Genomic DNA, 21286 nt, shown 5'->3' with positions numbered 1-21286 from the left:
ATACTTCAGGCATGACCGCGTATGACGCCATCGTGCTCGCCGGAGGTGCCGCGAAGCGGCTGGGCGGGGTCGACAAGCCGTCCGTGAGCGTGGGCGGACGGGCCCTGCTCGACCGGGTGCTCGGGGTGTGCCGCGACGCGGGGCGGACCGTTGTCGTCGGCGGGCGCCGGGCCACCGCGCGGCCTGTGGTCTGGGCGCGCGAGGAGCCCCCCGGCGGCGGGCCGCTGGCGGCGCTGGACGCGGGGGTGCGGCAGGTCGAGGCGCAGTCCGTTCTCGTGCTCTCGGCCGATTTGCCGTTCCTGGGGGAGCGGACGGTGCGGCAGCTGATCGGCACGCTCGGCGCCAGCGGGCGTGAGGCGGCGCTGCTCACCGATGCGGGCGGCCGTGACCAGCCGCTCGTGGCCGCGTACCGCACCGAACCGCTGCGACGTGAACTCGCTCTCCTCGCCACCGAACACGGGAGTCTGACCGGGCTGCCGTTGCGTCTGCTGACGCAGGAACTTGACCTCGCCCGGATCGACGCGGAGCCGCTCGCCTCCTTCGACTGCGACACCTGGGAGGACATCTCCGCAGCCCGGGCCCGTATACGGGAGCATGGGAACGTGCTGGACGAATGGATCACCGCAGTCAAGGACGAACTCGGCATCGAACTCGACGTCGACATCGGCGTCCTGCTCGACCTCGCCCGGGATGCCGCACACGGCGTCGCCCGCCCCGCCGCGCCGCTCACCACGTTCCTGGTGGGGTACGCGGCGGCCCAGGCAGGCACCGGCGGCCCGGCGGCGGTCGCAGAGGCCGCCCGTAAAGCGGCCGCGCTCGCCGCGCGCTGGGCGGAGGAGGCCGAACAGGCCACCCCGGAAGCGGGTCCCGGCAAGCCCGCCAAGCCCGCTGAGCCTGCCAAACCTGCCGAGCCTGCCAAACCTGCCGAGCCCGGCGAGCAGGACCAGGCCGACGCCGGATGAACGGCCGGGACCACGAGTTCGACGCGGAGGACGGATCAGATGTGACCGGTTCCCCTTCCCCCCTCAATGGGAGCGACAAGGCCGAGTCGGACGGCGTCGAGGAGGCCCTCGCGCTGGTCGGCCGCCAGGCGCGCCAAGCGCCCGCTCCCGCTCCGGCCGGCGCCCCCTCGACAACTCGGCACAGGGCGACCCCCTGGCCCGATGCCCGCGCGCTCGCTGCGCGTATCGGGCGCGCCGCCCCGCCCCGTACAAAGCGTGTGCCCCTTGATCAGGCCCTCGGACAGGTGCTCGCCGAGCCGCTCGTCGCGCTCTGCGATCTGCCGTCCTTCGACACCTCCGCCATGGACGGCTGGGCCGTCGCGGGCCCCGGGCCATGGACCGTTCAGGAGGGCGGCTCGATTCTCGCCGGGCACGTTGAAGCCCCGCCGCTGCCCGACGGGGCCGCGGTACGGATCGCCACCGGCGCCCGTATCCCGCCCGAGGTCACAGCGGTGATCCGTAGCGAGCACGCCCGTACCGACGTGGACAAGGCCCATCTGTACGCCGAGCGCGAGGTGATCCCCGGCCAGGACATCCGCCCGCGAGGCCAGGAGTGCCGCTTGGGCGACCGACTCCTGCCCGCCGCCTCCCTGGTGACCCCCGCAGTGCTCGGTCTCGCCGCGGCCGCCGGCTACGACGAACTGCTCACTGTTGCCCGGCCGCGCGTCGAAGTCCTGGTCCTCGGCGATGAGCTGCTCACAGCCGGACTTCCCCACGACGGCCTCATCCGCGACGCCCTCGGGCCGATGGCCGGTCCCTGGCTGCGCGCCCTCGGCGTCGATGTCGTCGCCACCCGCCGCCTCGGTGACGACGCCGAGGCCCTCCACCGGGCAGTCGCCACCTCCGATGCCGATCTCATCCTCACCACCGGCGGTACGGCAGCGGGCCCGGTCGACCATGTCCACCCGGTCCTGCGGAAGGCGGGCGCCGAGCTGCTGGTGGACGGCGTCGCCGTACGCCCCGGCCATCCGATGCTGCTGGCCCGGCTCGCCGCGGACATCGACCTCCCGGCAAGGCATCTGGTAGGTCTCCCCGGCAATCCCCTGGCCGCGGTCTCCGGGCTCCTCACGCTTGCAGAGCCGCTGCTGCGCGGACTCTCGGGCCGCCCGGCGCCCGTCCCGTATCGCGCGCCCGTACGTGACGCGGTGCACGGGCATCCGCACGACACCCGCCTTGTGCCGTTCGTACATCACGCCGACGGCCTTGTGCCGCTGCACTACAACGGGCCGGCCATGCTGCGTGGTGTCGCCGCTGCCGACGGACTCGCCGTCGTGCCGCCGGGCGGGGCGCGGGCCGGTGACGAGCTGGAAGTGCTCGATCTGCCGTGGACGTCCTGGACACCCTCGCTCGCCGAGGGAGGGTGTTTCACGTGAAACTTCCCGGCCATGACTCCATGGCCAGGCAAGCCGACGAGTAGCTCGTCACCAGCCGGGTGAAACTCCCCCGCCGCGTCGTCCAGCGCCCGTCGCGCCAGGTCGGCAAACGCCTGCTGATGGCTCGAGTGGCGACTGAACCGCTGGAGTCAACGGTTTGCCAGATGTGCCACGAGCCGCGCCTGGTCAGCCGTGTGACTTCGTCCGGGTCACCGTGATCACCCGATCGCCGGGCTGGAGCGTCGCGGCGTCTGGGTGGTCGTAGCCCAGTACCTCGCGCCTGCGCACGACAGCGACGACTTGGTCCGTGCACTCGCGAGGTGATCGGCCTGTCTCTTCGTCCGTCACCGGCCGCTCGGACAAGTCAAGCCCGCTGCCATAAGTCATCAGGTCTTCCAACACCGTGCCCACATAAGGCTTGATGGTGGAAAGCCCGAGGAGCCGCCCGGCCGAACTGGAGCTGGTTACTACGGCGTCGGCTCCACTCTGCTTGATCAGCGGTACGTTCTCGTCTTCCCGGACAGCTGCGACGATGGCGGCTCGCCTATTGAGCTGTCTCGCGGTGAGAGTGACCAAAGTGGCTGTGTCGTCCCGCTCGGGAGCGATGATCACTTGTGCGGCACGCGGCACCTCTGCTTGCAGCAGTGTTTCGGAGCGTGTCGCGTCCCCATGGACCGCTACGAAGCCGTCACTGCTGGCGGCTTTCACCGCCTTCAGCTGAGGGTCGATGATGACGATCTTGTCTTTGGGGGTTCCCTGGCCGAGCAGCGTCGCGATGGCGTGACGACCCTTGGTGCCATAGCCGACGACGACCACGTGGCCTCGGGTGCGGCTCTTCCAACGGTGAACGCGAGCCTGCTGCCGCGTTCGTTCGGTGAGCACTTCGAGGGTGGTGCCAACCAGGATGATCAGGAAGAGCACGCGCAACGGAGTGATGAGAAGGATGTTGGTCAGGCGTGCGCTGTCGCTATGCGGAACGATGTCGCCGTATCCGGTGGTGGAGAGGGTGACTGTCGCGTAGTAAAAGGCGTCGAGAAGATCAACCGAGTCGTTGGCATTGTCGTGGTAGCCGCCGCGATCGACGTAGACGATGGCCACTGTGGCCAGCAGCACGCCCAGGGCCATGGTGAGGCGTCGTAGGACTTGCTGAAGTGGAGGCACCACGCCCATGACCGGCATGACGACGGTGCGGGCAGCTTCGGCGTCGACCTGGCCCCCAGACCGGGTGCCGGACCAGAGGGACCGGAAAACCGAGAGTCTTCCCGTCTCGGCCGGCTGCGTCTCGTCTTTCATGACCGGTCCTTGCGCGCAGTGATCCACTCGGTCAGCATGCCGACCATGCTTCCGTACCGGACCGGCGAATGGTGTGCATGCGGGAGGCTTGATCTGAGCTCGCCATGGCTCTAGCTCTGTACGAACGAGAGGCGATTGTCGCCGGTGGCGGTCCACTCGACACGGCATCCAGCGGCGTAGCCGCAGCTCGTTGTGCTCGGTGGCCTCGCTACTGCGCCGCACGTTTTCACTAGGACTTGTCCGGGCGATCACGTTCGGAGCCAGATGGCGGCTGTCGCGGTGCCGAGGAAGACGTAGCCGCGCTTGATGCCCCTATGGATGTCAACTGGCCGATCTTTGCTCCGATGCAGGCCGGAGCGTGACGATCGTTTGGTAGATCTCGCGGGCGACGTAGCGTTTGAGGCAGCGGATGGCTTCGCGGCGTGTCTTGCCTGCGGTAACCCGGCGTTCGACGTAAGTGCGGGTACGTGTGTCCCAGCGCATCCGGGCCGACCGGGCCCAGGACAGGAGCAGGCGATAGCCCTCCCGCGTGGTGGGAAACGTGCGGCCGTCGAGCAGAGCTCCGGTCGTGGTGACTACCGCTGCCGCGTGGAAGCCCTTGTGGGTGTCCACCCCGAGGACCACCTCCTCCCTGCGGAAGCGGTGCTGTATGGAAAGGCGTGCTGGGCCATGCTGGTCACGGTCGCTGTCTCCTGAACGCCTCGCGGGAATACCGGCCGACGCCGGCCCGGCGACGCGGTGGTCAGGACTGTGACGGTGCGTGTCGCGAAGGCCCCTATCGGGACACATCCACCAGCCCGGCGGCAGCATGCGCCGCCTCAGACAGCGGTCGGCAGATCAAACTCAGGGCACCACAGCCAGTCGTACCTCGGGCCAGACCGCCGCCCGAGGCGGCACCCGGTCATCCTCACGGTCATACCTGGTGGCTACCGTTCTGGACTGCTTGAGCCTGTTGATCGCCCGCTCGACGGCGTTGCGCTTCTTGTACCGCTCTTCGTCGAAGCCGGGTGGCCGTCCGCCACGTGAGCCTTTGCGCAGGCGGTCGGCCTGGCTGTCGGTCTTCTCCGGGATCGTGTGCCGGATGCCCCTTCGCCGCAGGTACTGGCGACACGGGCTGCGGGGCGCAGCTGTTCGGACGGTCGCGCTTGGCGGCAGCCAAATTCGGATCTCGGATGCCCCAGCCGAAGACGCGACTGCCTCTTCCTGAGACCGGCAACCGAGGCTCAGGCCTCGGCGCGCTCCTCATGAACACCTCACCCGGACCGCCTTTCGGCGACGATGACGACGAATGGCGACGCGTGAGGCTCGGCTCTGGTCCATCGTGTGGTCAGAATTCTATAAGGAATCAACGCGCCGCAAGAATGGGGGGAGTCAAACGCCTTGAAATTAAAGAAAATTGATGGCCCATCAAATTGCGGCTACGGTGACTGCGGGATTTTGCCTGGCGTCGGTCTTGGGGACGCATCGATGGCCAGGTGGTGGTCGGCGCCCCGCTTCGGCCTGCGGGCCGGCTCCTCATGATCACGCCTCCGTGACGTGCTGATCTATGCTGGACAGCATCACTCGAAGGGGGTGCACGTGCACTTTCTCACTCTCGGAGTGATGGCACAGTCACGTAAAGAGAACGAGCGTCGACTGCCGATTCACCCCTCACACTTTGACCAGATCGACTCGGACCTCCGGGAACGCATTTTCCTTGAACGCGCGTACGGGGAGCGCTTCGGCATCCCCGACGAGAAGCTGGCGCCCCTCGTCGCCGGGTTTCGCTCCCGCGAGCAGCTCATCACTGAGTGCGATGTCGTCCTGCTGGCCAAACCGCTGCAGGAAGATCTCGAGGAACTGCGCTATGGACAGGTCCTCTGGGGCTGGCCGCACTGCGTCCAGGACAAAAGGCTCACTCAGGTGGCGATCGACCGGAAGCTGACGTTGATCGCCTTCGAGGCGATGAACCACTGGACCAACGACGGCTCGTTCAACCTGCACGTCTTCCACAAGAACAACGAGCTGGCCGGCTACTCCTCCGTACTTCACGCCTTGCAGATCAACGGTTCGACGGGCGACTACGGCCGTCGGCTTCGAGCGGCCGTGCTCGGCTTCGGCGCGACCGCCCGCGGAGCCGTGACCGCTCTGAGCGCCCTGGGCGTGCACGACGTCGACGTCCTCACCCAACGTGGCGTCACAGCCGTCAGCTCGCCGATCCATTCGGCGCGGATCATACAGTTCGACCGTGACGAAGCCGACACCCGCCGCAGTTACGCCCTCTCCGACGCCGGCCGAGTACCGCTGGCCGGATTCCTCGCCGAGCACGACGTCATCGTCAACTGCGTATTGCAGGACACCGCGGCGCCGCTGATGTTCCTCAGCGACGACGACCTCGGTCTGCTCGCACCGGGCACCCTCATCATCGATGTCTCCTGCGACGAGGGCATGGGCTTCAGCTGGGCGCGGCCGACATCGTTCATCGAGCCGACGTTCGTGGTCGGCGAGAACATCCTCTACTACGGCGTGGACCACAGCCCGTCCTACCTGTGGAACTCCGCGACCTGGGAGAACAGCGAGGCCCTCCTCCCCTTCCTGCGGGCTGTGCTCACCGGACACAGCACCTGGGAGTCCAACGAGACCATCCGCCGCGCCATCGAGATCCGCGACGGTGTCATCCAGAACCCCAGCATCCTGGCGTTCCAGCACCGTTCGGCGCAGTACCCGCACCCGCCTGACTGACCGATACGATCACTTTCGATGCGGACTCGGAGGATGGGCGCGGGCTGGGCCTGATTGCTGCGCTGGCGGACCAGTGGGGTGTAAGTGAGCGGGTTGGTGTCGGCAAGGCGGTGTGGGCCGTGGTGGTCCCCGGCAGGGGTGAGGCGTGATGGCTCGGGTGACGGCGCTGCGGGTGCAGCGTGGGGACTGAGTGAGCATCCGCGGACGGTGGTGTGAGGTCAAGGCGGTTCGTTCCGGCCGATACGCCTCGGGCGGTCCGCTGGTGGTCCTGGACTTCAAGTCCGGTCCTGCGCTGCGGGTGAATGCGGCCGATGTGCTGACGGTGGATCGCGGTGGCCGGGTCTCGCACGCTGAGTCGAGAGGAGGGCGGCGGTGATTGCCGCGCGTGCCGTGTGGCGGTTCGTGGACTGCGTGTTGCAGGTTGACGCCTCTGGAACCGGGCCGATCTATGAGGCCGAGTGCACCACATGCGGGGAGTCATCGGGAGCCGCTGACAGCACGGAGGCTCCAGAGGTGTGGTGCCTGCGGGCATGCGGGCCGTTCCGGTCATACGGGATTCCGGGCCGCAACGACCACGTTCTTCCGGGCTACGCGGACTGAGACCGGCGGTGCGCACTGCCACGTCATGAGCCGCAGCCGCCGACAGCACCACGCGCAGCCTCCCTCCCCCGTCCGCAGCTGCGCTTGCCTGCCACCTGAACCCGGTCGTGTCGACCCCGGCCGCAGCCAACGCATCCACCAGAGCTCTGCTCGGCATCCGTCGCGTCCCGCCAGCCGGCCAGGTAATCGACCCCACGCACCCACAGCACGTCGTCAGGGTCGAACGGCTCGTTCTCGAAACCGGCGTCTTCTGGGTCGTACATCTGCCTCAAGTCCCTTCCACGCACATTGGCTTGACTCCGACCAATCGGGATTGTGAACGCGGCTGAATGAGAGGGAAACTGAGACGGCGGCGGTTTCGCGTGTGGGCCAAGGGGCGGCGCTCAGCTCGGAGGATCGTCCGGCTTGTACTCGTGTGCTCTGCCGCCGACCCATTCGACCCAGGTCGGGTCGTCGAGGAGGTCTTCTGCGTCGGGTAGGCCTGCTTGGCGGAGGAATTCCAGCAGGTCTCGCTCGGAGTGGGCGAGGCCCATGATCTGGTCCCGCACGGTGATCCGTCGGCCGCCGGTCGGGGAGATCCGGTGCACGACGATCGGTGCGCTTCTCATGTCTCCGGGCTGCGACGGGTGGTCGGTCACAGCGTGCCGAGGTCTCGGTCGGGGCGGCAGATGGTGCAGGGTTCGACGTGCGCGGCGAGGGCGGCGAGTGCCTGCTCGCGGCTGATCGGCTTGGCTCGCGGTGCGCCGCCGTGTGTGCAGTCCCCGGTATGGACGGCAATGGCAGGCTGTCCGCCACGGCTCATCTCGATCTTCCACTCCGGCAATGGTGGCGGAATGTGGGCAGCGCGCATGGCTCGGTCCTCCTCTTGCTCCAGCGAGCGTTTTGTCTGCTGGAGTTGTTGAAGCTGGACCCGCTCCAGGAAGCGCAGAAGCTCCAGCCGCGATGGTGGGCGCTCGGCCATGACGGTCTACGCCGCCTTGCCCTCGGCCTGCTCGTGGACGTGTTTGAGAGCCATCCGCGCATCGACCACGCCCGCCGTCAGGGACGCCCAGTACGGATGCGTGCTCACCATGACCGACAGATCGAGCAGCCGCCGGCGCAACCGCTCTACCTCCGCTGTCTGTTCCGCGGTGTATCCCGGGCTGTCGGGAAAGGACACCACCCGGTCGCCGAGTACGTGCTTCTCGCTCGCCCAGCCGGGCTCCGGGGTCACCGACCACGGCAAGCCACGACACAGCGCGGCGTACTCAGCACGCGTCCGGTGCAGGTCGAGCTGCGCAGCACGGAGATCGTCGGGGAAGTCGTACGTTTCAGCCACACCGGAATGGTACGTCTGTTCGATTCGTGTGGGCGAGCACCGCGCGGTCGCGTGCGTGCCAGCGAGTCAGACCCCCGGGGCGGCGCCATCGACATCCTCAAAGTCAGACGGTGAAGTCAGGTTGGATGGCCGGATGGAACGAGCCGAGGCTGAGCTGTTCACGGACGGTGGGAACAACGCAGTGGTGCGCCTGCCAGGCCGCCAGTTTCCCGGTGTGCTGATCCAGGGTGACTCTCTCTCCATCCTCCGCGGCGACGTTGTCGAAGTGGTGGAAGCCTTCGACCAGGGCGACGTGGCAGGGGCACGGGAAACCGCCGGCCTTCTGCTGGCCGACCTCGACGCGCCGCTGACGCGCTACTCCGTTGCACTGGAAGCGCACGAGATCCCGCGGCCGTACTGACCTCGGGGCTGGTGCCGAGGCGCACGCTTTCCAAGTCTGTTGGTGGGGTGGTGAGTGGCGCGCATGGCCGTTCACCTGCGTTCATGCGCGGCCGGGTACCAGGGAGAGTTGGGTTACCGGCCTTGGCTGAACGGGGGTGAACCTAACTGAATGAGACGGAAACTGAGACGGACCCACCTGTCATCGACGCCTGCCGGCACGTACGGCCGGCTCCGTCACAGTGGCCACATGCCGAGGATTCGCGAGGATGAGCTGTGGGTGCGCAGGTGTCTTCAGGCTGCGCTGCCAGGTGTCGAAGTGTGCCCCCACGACGACGGCTCCCGGCCGAGCATGCATGACTTCGACCTCGTGACGCGGACGGGAATGCCGGAAGTCAACTCGTCAACCAAGCGGAGCGGATGGGGGTCATCGCTGACTTCCAGTCACCCGCCACGGGTTTCCCCGGCAGCATCTACTGCCTTATCAGGCAGCCACCCGAAAAAGCAGGGGGTTGGGCGGCTCCCACGGGGGACGCGTTCGCTCACTGGGTCAGCGGCTGGATAGGTGAGTCGAAGCAGGCAGACAATCTTGCGAAGCTCCAGCGGTCAGGAGCGGACGAGCGGCACTTGTTCGTGATCTCGCCTGGGCACACAGTTGCTCCATTCGCAGCGTTTGACTTGCTGATGAGGCCCGCAGCACCCCTTCCCATAGTGGACCCTGCTCTACCTCGCGAGGTGACGCACCTTTGGGCGATGAGCACCTGGGATTCGGGAGATGGCTTCACTTGGTCGCCAGGGGCTGGCTGGAGCCGATTCCAGAAGAACTCCTGACGACGCTGCTACCTGGTCCGGCCGGCCCCAGCGCTTCGCTCTGACCTCTTCGTCCCGAACTACCGGCGGGGCGGTCACTGAGGTCTGCTGGGCTGGTCAGTCGTCTCCTGGGGTTTGGTGGCGGCCAACTGCGGTCAATGCGGTTGCTGTACTTCGCTGCTGTACCGCAGGATCCCGAGTTGAGGTGACCGTGGAACGCGAGGCGCTCATTCGACTGCTCGCTGACGGCGCTGAGGCTACGACCCCGGCTCATGCCGCACTGCTGGACGGTAGTGCCTTCGTGGTCTGGGACTAGGCGCCCTCTGCTGAATCGCTCGCCGAGATCTACGGGCGTCGGCTTCGGCACACTCGCCGGATCGGCCTGGTGACGCTGGATCTGGAGCGGGCAGTACAGCTACTCCGCCAGCGCGACGAACCCGTTCGCCTTGGCCGCGTCGATGCTTCCGACGGATCGTGGTTCTTCATGCTTTTCCTTGAGCAGGGCGGCCAGTCCCTCATTGCGTGCACCGGCGTTAGACAGCCGGGCCCTGCCGGCCTGACTGCATGCTCCGGCTCGCGCCCGGTGACTGCTCCCAGAATCCGGATCCGGCCTGGCGGATGTTTCTCCGGTCTGCGCCATCCAGAGGACATTTACTGCAACATCGCCCGTTTCCCTGGTGACGCCTCTTAATTGGGACATCACTTGCGCGGTGAATCGCGGCCTCCCTATTCCGCTGACGGGCAGTAGGCCGACGATCGGCCTATCAGGAGGGATTGACTGCATCAACGATGGATCGCCGCACGGATGAGTGACGGCCAGCCAGATCAGTATTGATCATACATTCTTGATGCGATCGGTCGGTTCCGGCGACATCACCCGGATGAATCGCAACGGGGGTTGGGTGTCTGCTTAATATGCCGCCGACAGGCGAGGCGATTCCGTTCGACGAGGAACGTCGGACGTCACCACCCCCACAGGAGTTGGCACCTCGATGACACTGAATATTCCCGATGCGCCGCATCGGCGCCAAATGACGGTTTGGATCGCGGGGGTACTCACCCTGCTGGTCGCCTTTGCCGTTGTCGCAGTGACGCCTACACGGGCGAATGCAGCAACACCTGTAGATCTGGGGACCGCGGAAAGCTTCGCGGTACTGGCCGGCGCGGAGGTCACCAACACCGGGCCCTCAGTGGTCACTGGAGACGTCGGGGTGCATCCGGGGACGTCCATCTCCGGATTCCCGCCCGGTACGGTCAACGGGACTTTGCACTCCGGGGACACTGTGGCTGAACAAGCCAAGACCGACCTGGTCGCGGCGTACAACGACGCCGCCGGACAGGCATCGAATGGCGCCCTTCCCCCGGATGCTGGTGGCTTGACGCTGGTTCCGGGCGTCTACACACGCTCTTCCAGTCTCGGGCTCACCGGCACCCTCACCTTGGATGCCCAGGGCGACCCGAACGCAGTGTGGGTGTTCCAGGTCGGTTCGACGCTGACGACGGCGAGCAACAGCAGCGTGTCCCTCATCAACGGCGCATCGCCGTGCAATGTGTTCTGGCAGATCGGCAGCTCGGCCACCCTCGGCACCGGCACCACCTTCGTGGGCACGATCATGGCCAAGGCAGCGATCACCGTAACGACGGGGGCGACCATCGACGGCCGCGCGCTGGCCGAGGTCGAGGCCGTGACGCTGGATACCAACCGGATCACCAGGCCGGAGTGTGCGGGCACCACTACCACAACAACCACCGGTGATGCTGCGACGGGTGATGCTGCGACGGGTGATGCTGCGACGGGTGATGCTGCGACGGGTGATGCTGCGACGGGTGATGCCGCGACGGGTGATGCCGCGACGGGTGATGCCGCGACGGGTGACGCCGCGACGGGTGACGCCGCGACGGGTGACGCCGCGACGGGTGACGCTGCGACGGGTGATGCTGCGACGGGTGACGCCGCGACGGGTGACGCTGCAACCGGTGACGACGGCGGTTATGACGACGGCGGTTATGACGACGGCGGTTATGACGACGGCGGTTATGACGACGGCGGTTATGACGACGGCGGTTATGACGACGGCGGTTACGACGACGGCGGTTACGACGACGGCGGTTACGACGACGACGGTTACGACGACGGCGGTTACGACGACGACGGCGATACGGCGAGAAGCCCGGGAATCCCGGCAAGTGTGAGGGACAGCGCAGGGTGCACAAATGCACGTGCAACGCTGAGCGAGTTGTTCCTCCGCCGGTCGGCGGGGCCAGTGAGTCGCGCGGGGGTCCTTTCGGCGGAGTGCGCGCACGGGTAGTCGACCCCACACGCGAGTGGGACGGATGGCGCGCGTCGGATCGTGGTCGATTCCGTCGCGCGCCGCCCGCGGAAGCAGGAGAAGCAGGTGCGAGCAGTCGGGATGGGAAGGGCCGGGTGGGGCCGTGCGGGGCGGCGTTGAGTCGACGAATGTGAAGGAATCGCCGCGGACCGATGCTGAGCCGGCAGCACAGGACGCTGACGGGGGACCGCGTATGACTCGTGACATTTCAGGGCCACCCCGCCTGCTGACCGCGGGAACGGGAGCCGCGGTGGCCCTCTGCCTTGCAGTGGCTCTGGTCCATGTGCTTCTGGTGTTTCTGCATGTGGCGCCTCCGAATGCCGTCTCGAAGGCGTACAGCCGACAGATCGACGCCTGGGTCCGGCCCGTGTTCGAGCAGAACTGGCGGCTCTTCGCCCCGAATCCGCAGTGGGTCAACCGGCAGATCTCGGCGAGGACCAAGCGGACAGCGCCGGACGGCACCACACGGGTGAGCGACTGGATCGATCTGACCACCAGCGACAATTCCGCCGTCAAGCACAACGTCTTCCCGAGCCATACGGCACAGAACATGCTGCGCCAGGCTTGGAATACCTACCTCAAGACGCACGGCGGCGACAACCATCCGCGCTCGGACCGTGCTGTGATGATCCAGAAGTATCTGCGCAACATCGCAGTGGACCGTGTCGCCGCCCAACGTGGCGGCACCTTCGACTCCATCCAACTGCGGGTCATCACGCAGCCCATCACAGCGCCCGGTGCAGCGGGCGGTTCCCGGCCGGCCGCCGCGGCACCGGCGCGGGCCGAAACCCGGTATCTGCCCTGGTGGAAGGTGGCCTCGCATGGAACGGACTGAGCAGGCACCGGTCGCAGCGCCCCCACGCACCACCGAGCCGGCGGCCGTGCGAATGCCGCAGCGCGCACTCGACCGGATCCATGCGTTCCTCGTCCTCCTGACCGAGCGGCCAGTCTCCTTGTACGCGGCAGCGATGCTGCGCATCGGGTACGGGCTGCTCTATCTCGTTTTCCTGCTCCGCGAGTTTCCACACCGCGACGAGATGTGGGGCCCCGGTTCACCCTGGACGCCCGCGCTGGCCAGGCAGATGTTCGACCAGAGCGGGTGGATCAGCGTCCTCACCCTGTCCGACAGCTGGGTGTACTTCGAGGTCTGCTACGCCGTGGCTCTCGTCACGTGTGCGCTGTTCTTGTTGGGCTGGCGGACCCGGGCGGTGTCCGTGCTGTTCGCGGTCGTGGTGGTGTCGTTCCACGCTAGGGCGATCTTCATGGCGGACGGCGGGGACAATCTCATGGTCCTCATGGCCGTCTACCTCGTCTTCACCGCGTGCGGCCGGCGCTGGTCCCTCGACGCGCGAAGGACCCGGCTCCAGGCGTCGGCGGGCAAGACGGCAGGCCGGCTCGGCGGCGGTCTCCGGCACCAGCTCGGTGACGCCCGCATCATCTTGATCACTGTGCTGCACAACTGCGGCATGTTCGTCATCGCCGCCCAGGTCTGTTTCCTCTACGGATGCGCGGGCCTGTACAAGGTGCAGGGCGTCAAGTGGGGCGATGGCACCGCCCTCCACTACGTCCTGAACATCGACCTCTTCCGGCCCTGGCCTGAGTTGTCCCAGATGATCGACAGCCATCACGTGCTGATTGCAGTCGTTGGCTATCTGACAGTGCTGGTGCAGGTCGCGTTTCCGTTTGTCCTGTTCGGCAGGCTCAAATACCCCGTCCTGGTCCTGCTGCTGGGCATGCACGTGAATATCGCGGTGGTCATGGGACTGCCGATCTTCTCCGGCGCGATGATCGTCGCGGACGCCGTGTTTCTGCCGGACCGCTTCTATCGGTCCCTGGGGCGACTGCGGTGGTGCACCCCCCGGCCCACAGGTGTCACGGGAGCGGGAGCCTCACCCGGGCCGGAATCCGCCCTCGTGCCACCGCAGCCCGGACCGGCCGGCTGAGACCGATGCAGTGTTCGCGTGAGGTCGGTGGAACGGCTTTGGCCGGTGTCCTGCCCGGTTTGGGGTCGGGCATGATCAGGGGGCCGTACGCTTGCCAGCTACTCGGGCAGGCTTGTCCCCTGCCCGCAATGTGTCCGAGTGGCCCTTGGTCTTGCTCGACGCGGGGCCCGAATCGGGGATTGTGGGTAAAGCCGTGGAGCCGTCCGTCTCCACCCCCGGCCTGGACTTTCGCCCCTTTGTGGGCGCGGCGGCGTCCGGCCGGCGCCGCCGCGCTGTGCGCGGAACCTCTGACCTTGTGTCAGACAGCATCGCTGTTCAGGAGGCCGGGAACGCAGACGCCCCAAGCGTCAACTGTGGTGATCTCCCGAGCTTCCGCCCGTTCTCCGAGGCCCTGGGCCTGGTGTCTTTGCAGACTTCTGGGGCCACTCGGGCGCATGGCGGGCATGGGGAGACAGCCGGGCCCGTTGTGGATGTACTGCGTGACGGCGGCTGGGCTGGCAATGATTCGCTGACCGAACCTCGGTCGGGCAGCGAGCGAAGCGAGCACTTGTAGGTGTAGACGTACCGCCCGCCGCGCTGCTCGACGAACTTGCGGCTGTCCTTCTCCTGCTCGTCCTGGTTCCTGATGTCGCGCCCGGTTAAGGGGCGGAATCCCTTCTTGGCCTCTGTGGTGTCGGTACCGTCGTTCCCATCGGTACTGGGGCCGTCGTCAGGCTCGAAGGAAAGCCGGACGAGACCGGCCCAGTTCTGGCTTCAAGATCGCCCCAGCGTGCCCGCTTCACGAGATCGTCGCTCATGTTCTTAGGTACTTTTGGAAAACCGTTGGAGGCTTCGCTTGCGTGATCACACCGTCATCGTCGGCTTCGGCACGAAGGGCCGGTCCGCGATCCAGACGCTGACCGCCACGGGCCTGAAGAAAGAGCAGATCATTGTCGTCGACCCGAGCAGCAAGGTGATCGAAGCCGCGACCGCCGAGGGCTTTGTGGGGGTGGTCGGCGATGCGACCCGTAGCGATGTGCTGACACGCGCCGAGTTGCAAAGAGCGCGCCAGATCGTCATCGCGACGCAGCGCGACGACACGGCGGTACTGGTCGCGCTGACCGCGCGCCAGCTCAATCGTGGAGCGAAGATCGTCGCCGCGGTGCGCGAGGAGGAGAACGCGCCGCTGCTGCGTCAGTCCGGCGCCGACGCGGTGATCACCAGCGCCAGTGCGGCGGGGCGGCTGCTGGGTCTGTCCGTGCTCAGCCCCAGCGCGGGGACGGTGATGGAGGACCTGATCCAGCAGGGCAGCGGGCTCGACCTCATTGAGCGGCCGGTGGTGAAGGCCGAGGTGGGGCGTGGTGTGCGGGAGACGGACGACCTTGTGGTGAGCGTGCTGCGGGGGCACCGGCTCATCGGATACGACGATCCTGCGGCCAGTCCTTTGCTGGTGACGGACCGCCTCATCACGATCGTACGGGCCGAGGAAGGCGCATCCCTCAACCGTCCTGAATAGGGCCGCTCCGGAGTAGCCTCGCGGCCATGTATGCGATCACGATTCCCGAACCTGGCGGCCCTGACGCGCTTGTGTGGGCCGAGGTGCCCGATCCTGTACCCGGCGAGGGGGAGGTCCTCGTCGAGGTCGTGGCGAGCGCCGTCAACCGCGCCGATCTGCTGCAGCGGCAGGGCTACTACGACCCGCCGCCCGGGGCGTCGCCGTACCCCGGCCTTGAATGCTCGGGGCGCATCGTCGCTTTGGGGCCGGGTGTTTCCGGCTGGACCGTGGGCGACGAGGTGTGCGCGCTGCTGGCCGGCGGCGGTTACGCGGAGAAGGTCGCCGTGCCCGCCGGGCAGCTGCTGCCGGTGCCGGAGGGGCTGGACCTGGTCACGGCGGCGGCGCTGCCGGAGGTGACCGCGACGGTGTGGTCGAACGTGTTCATGATCGCGCACCTGCGGCCGGGTGAAACGTTGCTGGTGCATGGGGGTGCGAGCGGGATCGGCACGATGGCGGTCCAGCTCGCCAAGGCGGTGGGTGCGCGGGTGGCCGTGACGGCCGGCGGGCCCGAGAAGCTGGCGCGGTGCGCCGAGCTGGGCGCGGACATCCTGATCGACTACCGCGAGCAGGACTTCGTGGAGGAGCTGCGGAAGGCGACCGAGGGGGCAGGGGCGGACGTCATCCTCGACATCGTCGGCGCGAAGTATCTGGACCGGAATGTGAAGGCGCTGGCGGTCAACGGCCGGCTGGCCGTCATCGGGCTGCAGGGCGGCGTCAAGGGTGAGTTGAACCTGGCGGCGCTGCTGGGGAAGCGGGCGGCGGTGACGGCGACGTCGCTGCGGATGCGGCCGCTGGGCGAGAAGGCGGCGATCGTGGCGGCGGTGCGGGAGCACGTGTGGCCGCTGATCGAGGGGGGCCGGGTGCGGGCGGTCGTGGACCGGACGGTGGGGATGGCGGATGCGGGGGAGGGGCATCGGGTGCTGGAGGCCGGGGCGAACGTCGGCAAGGTGCTGTTGGTGGTGCCTGCGGGGGGCTCTGGCGCCCGCGGTTGACGTGGTGGCGGTGGTGCGGCGCGGGGGGCCGGGGTGCGGGCCTGGTTGTCCCACCCGCCCGCCCTTGAATGCGGGGGTACTGCGTACCCCCACGCCCCCGCCGCCACGCCCCCGCCGCCACGCCCCCGCCGCCGTGCCGGCTTCGCCGCACGGCGGGCCTCGGCGTGGAAAGCGGGCGGGCCGCCTCCGGCGCGCCTGGTACCGCGCCCGGCTTCGCCGCACGGGTTGCCCAGCTCTGGAAGGCGGCGCGCCGTTCCCTTCCAGCACCCCGGACTTGCCGTGCCCGGCTTCCCCGCAGGCGGGTCGCGGTTCTGCGTGTTCCCATGCCCGGCGGCCGTGCTGGCTTCACCGGGGCTTCGCGCCCGCCCTGCTGGAGCGCGCGGGGCCTGGCGTGGACCTCGGACCCCGACCGTCCTGATGGCGCGGGCCACGCTCAAGGGGCGCGTCCGCCCTGCCGGTGCGGGATGAGCGTCGTGGCGCGGGCCTCGGAACCCAGCCCGCCCCGTCGGCGCGGGCTGGGATTCCGGCGCGAGCTGCGTCCCCCGCCCCGTCGGCGCGGGATGGGGGTTCCGGCGCGGACCTAGCGGTACCCCACCCCCACCCCCTACAAATACGGCCCCGAGCGGATCGCGCCGTGTTGGCCGTGCTCGTCGTCCTCGTGCGGGGCTCCAGGGGGGAGTGCTCTGCGCATTTGTTCGAGTTGGGCGCGGGCCGCCATTTGCTGCGCGAACAGCGCCGTCTGGATTCCGTGGAACAGGCCCTCCAGCCAGCCCACCAACTGGGCCTGTGCGATGCGCAGTTCGGCCTCGGAGGGGATTGCCTCGTCGGTGAAGGGGAGCGAGAGTCGTTCCAGTTCCTCCACGAGTTCGGGGGCGAGGCCGTCCTCCAGCTCCTTGACCGAGCTGGCGTGGATCTCCTTGAGCCGGACCCGGCTCGCCTCGTCCAGAGGTGCTGCTCTGACTTCCTCCAGCAGCTGCTTGATCATGCTGCCGATGCGCATGACCTTGGCAGGCTGTTCCACCATCTCCGTCACCGGGACCTCGCGCGACTCGTCGTCACTGTCACCGCCGCCGAGCGCCATCCCGTCCTGTCCCACGACAAGAATATTGGGGCTCTCCTGCGACCGTTCATTCCTCGGCATCTCCATGCCGCCATTCTCTCGCACCTGTGCCTCACCACACGGTGTGCCCCCGTACAAGGGTGATCCACCCTGGTACGGGGGCACGAAGCCGCTGGATATGGCCGGATGCCGGATGCCGGATGCGCCTGGTTACGCCGGTCAGGTCGCTTCGCGGCGGGACAGCGCGCCGCGGGAGCGGGTCACCAGCGCCGCCAGCAGCGCCGCGCCGACCGGGACCGCGACAAGCAGCGCGGCCAGGGTCTCCCAGGGCACGATGATCGGTACGTGCGGCACCGAGTCGACCGAGCCGTAGCCCTGGTCCAGCGCTTGCTGGTACCACTTCATCTGCGAGCGCTTCTCGGTGAGCCGCAGCCCGATCGCGGGCAGAACACCCGCCGCCGAGCCGAGGACCACACCCATCGCGGCCACCACACCGCACTGGAATCCGCTGAGCGTCCTGCGGACCCGTGGGGGTGCGCCCACAGCCGCCAGCGTCTTCAGGTCGGCCTCGGCATCCGCCTGGGCCAGGCCCGTGGCGATACCGGCCGCGCCGATCGTGATCAGTCCGGCGAAGACGGTCAGCGCCAGCAGGATGATGCTGTTCTCGCTGGTGTAGCCCTCCTCGATGTGGAGGTTGATGTCCGAGCCGGTCTTGTCGAGCTCGCCGTCCAGCCGCTGGCGCTGCTCGCTGCTCGGCATCTTGTCCGTCGAGTAGTACGCCCCGAACGGCACCGTGCTGATGCCCGCCGACTTGGCCGCGGCCGGGGGCAGGATCATCGCGACGCCGTACGAATTGGTCTCACCCGCGACCTGGTGCGCGGTGAAGCTCTTGATCTCGCCCGGCGCGTCCTTGCCCTTCTCCGCGGCCTCGTCTGCCCTCTTGGTGTCGGTGATCAGCCGGATGCCGATCTTGCCCTTGGCGTCGACGTTGCGTTTGTCGAAGGACACGATCTGGCCGGCCGCCAGCGCCTTCTCGGCCGCGGCGTCGTCGATCGCGAGCACCTTCAGCAGCTTCGCGTCACCGACCAGCACACCGCCGTCGACGTAGCTGCCACCGCCCGGGAGCTCCTTGCAGCGCCAGTCCTCGGCGAGCTTGCGGCGCTCGGCCTTGCTGAACTTCTGCGTGGGGTCCTCGTCCGGGTGAGCGGGGTCGGGCACCCACAGCGGGCACTGGTTCGCCTTGGGTACGACCACCTCGTAGCGGCCGCAGCCCTCCCCGTCGCCGTATATCGAGCAGTTGGCCTTGCCGACCGAGATCCGGTCCACATCGGCCCGTAGATCGATGGGCAGCATCTTCTGCACGGTGGCGCGCACCGCCGGGACGTCCCGGCCGCCGGCCTCGTCGAGCATCACCGAGACCGCGCCGTGCGGAAGGCGTGCCTCGTACGCCGCCCTGCCCTGGGCGTCGTCGCTGGCGGCGTACGTCGCCACTGCCACGGTGCCCGCGACGGCGGCCAGCACCGCGGCCACGGCCGGAGCCGTACGGCCCCGGTTGCGTACCGCGTCCCGCAGCGCGAGCCGCGGGGAGAGCGGCAGGATGCGTCCGGTCCGGCCGAACAGGCCCACCAGGGCTGGGGTCAGCGCGACAACGCCCAGCTCGGCGATGGCGCTGCCGCCCGCGACAACGATGAACTGGTCGGTCATCACCGAGCCGTAGAGCGCGATCGCCGCGCCCAGCCCGACCGCGATCAGGCCGATCACCGGCAGTACCCGGCTGCTCTTGCGTACGCCCCGACGGCCGGTGAGCGAGGCCAGCACGGACTGGCGGGACGAGGTGATGGCCGGGACGATCGCGGCCATCAGGCCCGTGAGCACGGCGAGCAGCCCGATGCCGAGCAGTTCCAGCGGCCGTACGTCGAAGCTGCCGAAGCGCTTGCCCATGTAGTCCTCGAGCAGCGGCTGCAGCGCGAAGGTGAGGAGCAGGCCGAGGACCGTGCCGACCACCGCCGCGGCGATGCCGATGACCAGGCCGCCGGCGAGGACGATGGCGCGGATGTGGCGGCGGTCGCCGCCGTTCGCGCCGACCAGGCCGAGCTGGCGCCGGGAGCGCCGGGCGCCGACCGCGAAGGCAGGCCCTGCAAGCAGGCAGATTTCCAGCATCGCGAGGCCGACGACGGTGCCGACCGCGGCGAGCGCCGCGGCCTTGGCGGCCGTGCTCTCCTCGAACTGGCCCCAGCCCTCCTGCTGGAAGATCGGAACGTCCGACCTGGCGGGCGGGTCGAGAGCCACGGCGCGCGAATTGACCGTTACGCCCTTGGTGTTGGCCTCCTTGACCATGTTCCACGTGAAACCACCGGACACGCTCACCAGATGCGTGGTGCTCGCCTCGGTCACGGGCAGGCCGGCCTTTTCCAGGGCCTTGTCGAGCGGGGCGAGGAGCGCGCCCGGCAGCGCGTTGACCTGGTCGGTGTCGAGCGCGTCGGGGAGTTCGTAGGCGCCGACGATCTTGTACTCGCGGTCGAGCCCGCGGGCCGTGAGCTTGGAGCCCACCTTCAGACCGCTGGTCTGAAGGAAGTGCGTGGTCGCGGCGACCTCGTCGGTCTTCTGCGGGAGTCGGCCCTGGTCGACGACCATGATGCCCTTGACCAACGGGTCCGAGGCCTTCAGCTCCCGGATCTCCGTGTTCAGCAGACCGTGCGTGGTGCGCAGCTTGCCCGAACCCAGCGAGTCCGTCAGGGACTTGGCACCGGTGGGCAGTGCCTTGTCGACGTCGGTCTTGCCCTCGGGATAGGGCTTGTTCTCGAAGTCGCCGACCGGTGTTGAGTTGTCGCCGTCGGGGGTCTGCATGACGGGCACGCCGCCCGTGCCGGCGTCGGTCAGCCGTGCGTCGGCGGCGCCCAGCGTGCGCTCCAGGCTCTGCTCGGTCGACAGCTCGGCACTGCGCAGGGTCAGATCCGCGGCGCTGACGCCGAGGATGGGCAGGGCGATCATGGCGAGGACGAGGAAACTGCGTCCCTTGGAGCGCCAGGCGTCGCGGCGGGCGATCCGGATCGCGGCCCGCCAGGAGTGGTACCAACTGTTCACAGCTCTGCCGCCTGGCCCGAGAGCAGCGAGTCGGCCTGGCTGCGGATGGTCTGGTCGACGACCGCGCCGTCGCGCAGGAAGACCACACGGTCCGCCCAGGCCGCGAAGCGCGGTTCGTGGGTGACGAGAATGCCGGCCGCGCCGCTGTCGCAGCGGGCGCGCAGCAGGGCGAGTACGGACTCGCCGGTCTCGGAGTCCAGGGCGCCGGTCGGCTCGTCGGCGAGGACGAGCCGGCGCTCGCCGACCAGAGCGCGGGCGATGGCCACGCGCTGCTGCTGGCCGCCCGACATCTCGTCGGGGAAGCGATCGGCGAGATGGCCGAGCTCCATCTCCTCCAGCGCGGCGACCGCCTCGGTGCGGGCCTTGCGTGCGGAGATGCCGTCCAGCTCGCGCGGCAGGGAGACGTTCTCGGCGGCGGTGAGCGCCGGGATGAGGTTGTAGTCCTGGAAGACATAGCCGATGCTGCGGCGGCGCAGGGCGGCGAGCGTCTTGCGGTCGGCGGTGGTTATGTCGGTGTCCTCGACGATCACACGCCCCGAGGTGGGGATGTCGAGTCCGCCCGCGATGGTGAGCAGAGTGGACTTGCCGGAGCCGGACGGGCCCATGACCGCGACGAGTTCGCCGGGGAAGACATCGAGGTTGATGCCGCGCAGAGCATGCACCTCGGTGGCGCCGCTGCCGTGAACTCGGGTGAGTTGCTGGAGTTGCAGCACTGGCTGCTGTGACTTCTGTGACTGGTGGTCGGACATGGAAGGGTCCCCCCTTGGACGGACGGTGTACGAGCGGCTGGCTGCCGCGAGCGGATGCAGCGCGTGCAGCCGATGTACGAAGACTGCGAGAGCTGGGCGA

Annotated in this window: 16 protein-coding genes and 2 pseudogenes; 9 read left to right on the top strand and 9 right to left on the bottom strand. The window is 68.2% G+C overall.

The window, feature by feature from the left end:
* Positions 1 to 11: 11 nt before the first annotated feature.
* Together ACFYWY_RS04915 and ACFYWY_RS04910 are read left to right on the top strand one after the other, a co-directional pair.
* Entirely contained in the window at positions 12 to 962 is a 951-nt protein-coding gene (locus tag ACFYWY_RS04915) for an NTP transferase domain-containing protein (RefSeq protein WP_389179797.1), read from the top strand.
* Positions 959 to 2374: a molybdopterin molybdotransferase MoeA gene (locus ACFYWY_RS04910; protein ID WP_389179794.1), complete on the top strand. Its 1416-nt coding sequence runs from the start codon at positions 959 to 961 to the stop codon at positions 2372 to 2374. Before ACFYWY_RS04915 ends, ACFYWY_RS04910 begins: the two co-directional genes overlap by 4 nt.
* A 186-nt stretch (positions 2375 to 2560) precedes the next feature.
* Here the strand turns inward: ACFYWY_RS04910 and ACFYWY_RS04905 are convergent, their stop codons facing one another.
* The 3 genes and pseudogenes from ACFYWY_RS04905 to ACFYWY_RS04895 form a co-directional block, all read right to left on the bottom strand.
* Positions 2561 to 3553 carry a potassium channel family protein gene (locus tag ACFYWY_RS04905; protein ID WP_389180662.1) on the bottom strand — a complete coding sequence of 331 codons (993 nt, stop codon included), beginning with the start codon at positions 3551 to 3553 and terminating at the stop codon, positions 2561 to 2563.
* Between the two features lie 435 nt (positions 3554 to 3988).
* Positions 3989 to 4279: a hypothetical protein gene (locus ACFYWY_RS04900; protein WP_389179791.1), complete on the bottom strand. Its 291-nt coding sequence runs from the start codon at positions 4277 to 4279 to the stop codon at positions 3989 to 3991.
* A 231-nt stretch (positions 4280 to 4510) separates the two neighbouring features.
* Positions 4511 to 4774: pseudogene (locus ACFYWY_RS04895) on the bottom strand (hypothetical protein); the annotation flags it as partial.
* Between the two features lie 471 nt (positions 4775 to 5245).
* Between ACFYWY_RS04895 and ACFYWY_RS04890 the strand changes: the two are divergent.
* On the top strand, positions 5246 to 6388 hold the full coding sequence (locus ACFYWY_RS04890) for a N(5)-(carboxyethyl)ornithine synthase (RefSeq protein WP_389179788.1): 1143 nt from the start codon (positions 5246 to 5248) through the stop codon (positions 6386 to 6388).
* A gap of 983 nt (positions 6389 to 7371) precedes the next feature.
* Here ACFYWY_RS04890 and ACFYWY_RS04885 read toward each other — a convergent pair.
* Genes ACFYWY_RS04885 through ACFYWY_RS04875 form a run of 3 tightly spaced genes read right to left on the bottom strand, consistent with a single transcriptional unit; the run spans position 7372 to position 8306 of the window.
* Positions 7372 to 7596 carry a hypothetical protein gene (locus ACFYWY_RS04885; protein WP_389179785.1) on the bottom strand — a complete coding sequence of 75 codons (225 nt, stop codon included), beginning with the start codon at positions 7594 to 7596 and terminating at the stop codon, positions 7372 to 7374.
* 26 nt (positions 7597 to 7622) lie between these two features.
* Complete coding sequence (locus ACFYWY_RS04880) at positions 7623 to 7949, bottom strand: DUF6233 domain-containing protein (protein WP_389179782.1); 327 nt, start codon at positions 7947 to 7949, stop codon at positions 7623 to 7625.
* 6 nt (positions 7950 to 7955) lie between these two features.
* On the bottom strand, positions 7956 to 8306 hold the full coding sequence (locus ACFYWY_RS04875; protein WP_389179779.1) for a hypothetical protein: 351 nt from the start codon (positions 8304 to 8306) through the stop codon (positions 7956 to 7958).
* A 133-nt stretch (positions 8307 to 8439) separates the two neighbouring features.
* Here ACFYWY_RS04875 and ACFYWY_RS04870 point away from each other — a divergent pair, with 133 nt between their 5' ends.
* From ACFYWY_RS04870 to ACFYWY_RS04845, 6 genes and pseudogenes are all read left to right on the top strand, one after another.
* The gene (locus ACFYWY_RS04870) at positions 8440 to 8706 is read left to right on the top strand and encodes a DUF6959 family protein (protein ID WP_389179776.1); all 267 of its coding nucleotides are present in this window, start codon (positions 8440 to 8442) and stop codon (positions 8704 to 8706) included.
* 1780 nt (positions 8707 to 10486) lie between these two features.
* Positions 10487 to 11803 carry an ice-binding family protein gene (locus ACFYWY_RS04865; protein WP_389179773.1) on the top strand — a complete coding sequence of 439 codons (1317 nt, stop codon included), beginning with the start codon at positions 10487 to 10489 and terminating at the stop codon, positions 11801 to 11803.
* A gap of 214 nt (positions 11804 to 12017) precedes the next feature.
* Complete coding sequence (locus tag ACFYWY_RS04860) at positions 12018 to 12659, top strand: DUF5819 family protein (protein WP_389179770.1); 642 nt, start codon at positions 12018 to 12020, stop codon at positions 12657 to 12659.
* A gap of 52 nt (positions 12660 to 12711) precedes the next feature.
* A complete protein-coding gene (locus ACFYWY_RS04855) occupies positions 12712 to 13767 on the top strand; it encodes an HTTM domain-containing protein (RefSeq protein ID WP_389180659.1) in 1056 nt (351 codons plus the stop codon).
* Positions 13768 to 14587: 820 nt separating this feature from the next.
* Positions 14588 to 15262, top strand: a pseudogene (locus ACFYWY_RS04850) (potassium channel family protein); the annotation flags it as partial.
* Positions 15263 to 15288: 26 nt separating this feature from the next.
* Complete coding sequence (locus ACFYWY_RS04845; RefSeq protein WP_389179767.1) at positions 15289 to 16293, top strand: NAD(P)H-quinone oxidoreductase; 1005 nt, start codon at positions 15289 to 15291, stop codon at positions 16291 to 16293.
* A gap of 604 nt (positions 16294 to 16897) precedes the next feature.
* Here ACFYWY_RS04845 and ACFYWY_RS04840 read toward each other — a convergent pair.
* The 3 genes from ACFYWY_RS04840 to ACFYWY_RS04830 all read right to left on the bottom strand — a co-directional run bounded on the left by ACFYWY_RS04840 (position 16898) and on the right by ACFYWY_RS04830 (position 21186).
* On the bottom strand, positions 16898 to 17440 hold the full coding sequence (locus ACFYWY_RS04840; RefSeq protein ID WP_389179764.1) for a bacterial proteasome activator family protein: 543 nt from the start codon (positions 17438 to 17440) through the stop codon (positions 16898 to 16900).
* 132 nt (positions 17441 to 17572) lie between these two features.
* Positions 17573 to 20437: an FtsX-like permease family protein gene (locus ACFYWY_RS04835; protein ID WP_389179761.1), complete on the bottom strand. Its 2865-nt coding sequence runs from the start codon at positions 20435 to 20437 to the stop codon at positions 17573 to 17575.
* Entirely contained in the window at positions 20434 to 21186 is a 753-nt protein-coding gene (locus ACFYWY_RS04830) for an ABC transporter ATP-binding protein (protein ID WP_389179759.1), read from the bottom strand. Before ACFYWY_RS04830 ends, ACFYWY_RS04835 begins: the two co-directional genes overlap by 4 nt.
* Positions 21187 to 21286 lie beyond the last annotated feature (100 nt).

Origin of the sequence: Streptomyces sp. NPDC002870, assembly GCF_042888505.1 — a bacterium.
In the GTDB taxonomy this organism is placed as follows: Bacteria; Actinomycetota; Actinomycetes; order Streptomycetales; family Streptomycetaceae; genus Streptomyces.
The sequence above is the reverse complement of the archived record's forward strand: the minus strand, read 5'-3'. Positions and strand labels throughout refer to the sequence as shown.

Coding starts and splice junctions, on each gene's coding strand:
- ACFYWY_RS04915 (WP_389179797.1), top strand. CDS start 12: ATGACCGCGTATGACGCCATCGTGCTCGCCGGAGGTGCCGCGAAGCGG.
- ACFYWY_RS04910 (WP_389179794.1), top strand. CDS start 959: ATGAACGGCCGGGACCACGAGTTCGACGCGGAGGACGGATCAGATGTG.
- ACFYWY_RS04905 (WP_389180662.1), bottom strand. CDS start 3,553: ATGCCGGTCATGGGCGTGGTGCCTCCACTTCAGCAAGTCCTACGACGC.
- ACFYWY_RS04885 (WP_389179785.1), bottom strand. CDS start 7,596: ATGAGAAGCGCACCGATCGTCGTGCACCGGATCTCCCCGACCGGCGGC.
- ACFYWY_RS04880 (WP_389179782.1), bottom strand. CDS start 7,949: ATGGCCGAGCGCCCACCATCGCGGCTGGAGCTTCTGCGCTTCCTGGAG.
- ACFYWY_RS04870 (WP_389179776.1), top strand. CDS start 8,440: ATGGAACGAGCCGAGGCTGAGCTGTTCACGGACGGTGGGAACAACGCA.
- ACFYWY_RS04865 (WP_389179773.1), top strand. CDS start 10,487: ATGACACTGAATATTCCCGATGCGCCGCATCGGCGCCAAATGACGGTT.
- ACFYWY_RS04860 (WP_389179770.1), top strand. CDS start 12,018: ATGACTCGTGACATTTCAGGGCCACCCCGCCTGCTGACCGCGGGAACG.
- ACFYWY_RS04855 (WP_389180659.1), top strand. CDS start 12,712: ATGCCGCAGCGCGCACTCGACCGGATCCATGCGTTCCTCGTCCTCCTG.
- ACFYWY_RS04845 (WP_389179767.1), top strand. CDS start 15,289: ATGTATGCGATCACGATTCCCGAACCTGGCGGCCCTGACGCGCTTGTG.
- ACFYWY_RS04840 (WP_389179764.1), bottom strand. CDS start 17,440: ATGGAGATGCCGAGGAATGAACGGTCGCAGGAGAGCCCCAATATTCTT.
- ACFYWY_RS04830 (WP_389179759.1), bottom strand. CDS start 21,186: ATGTCCGACCACCAGTCACAGAAGTCACAGCAGCCAGTGCTGCAACTC.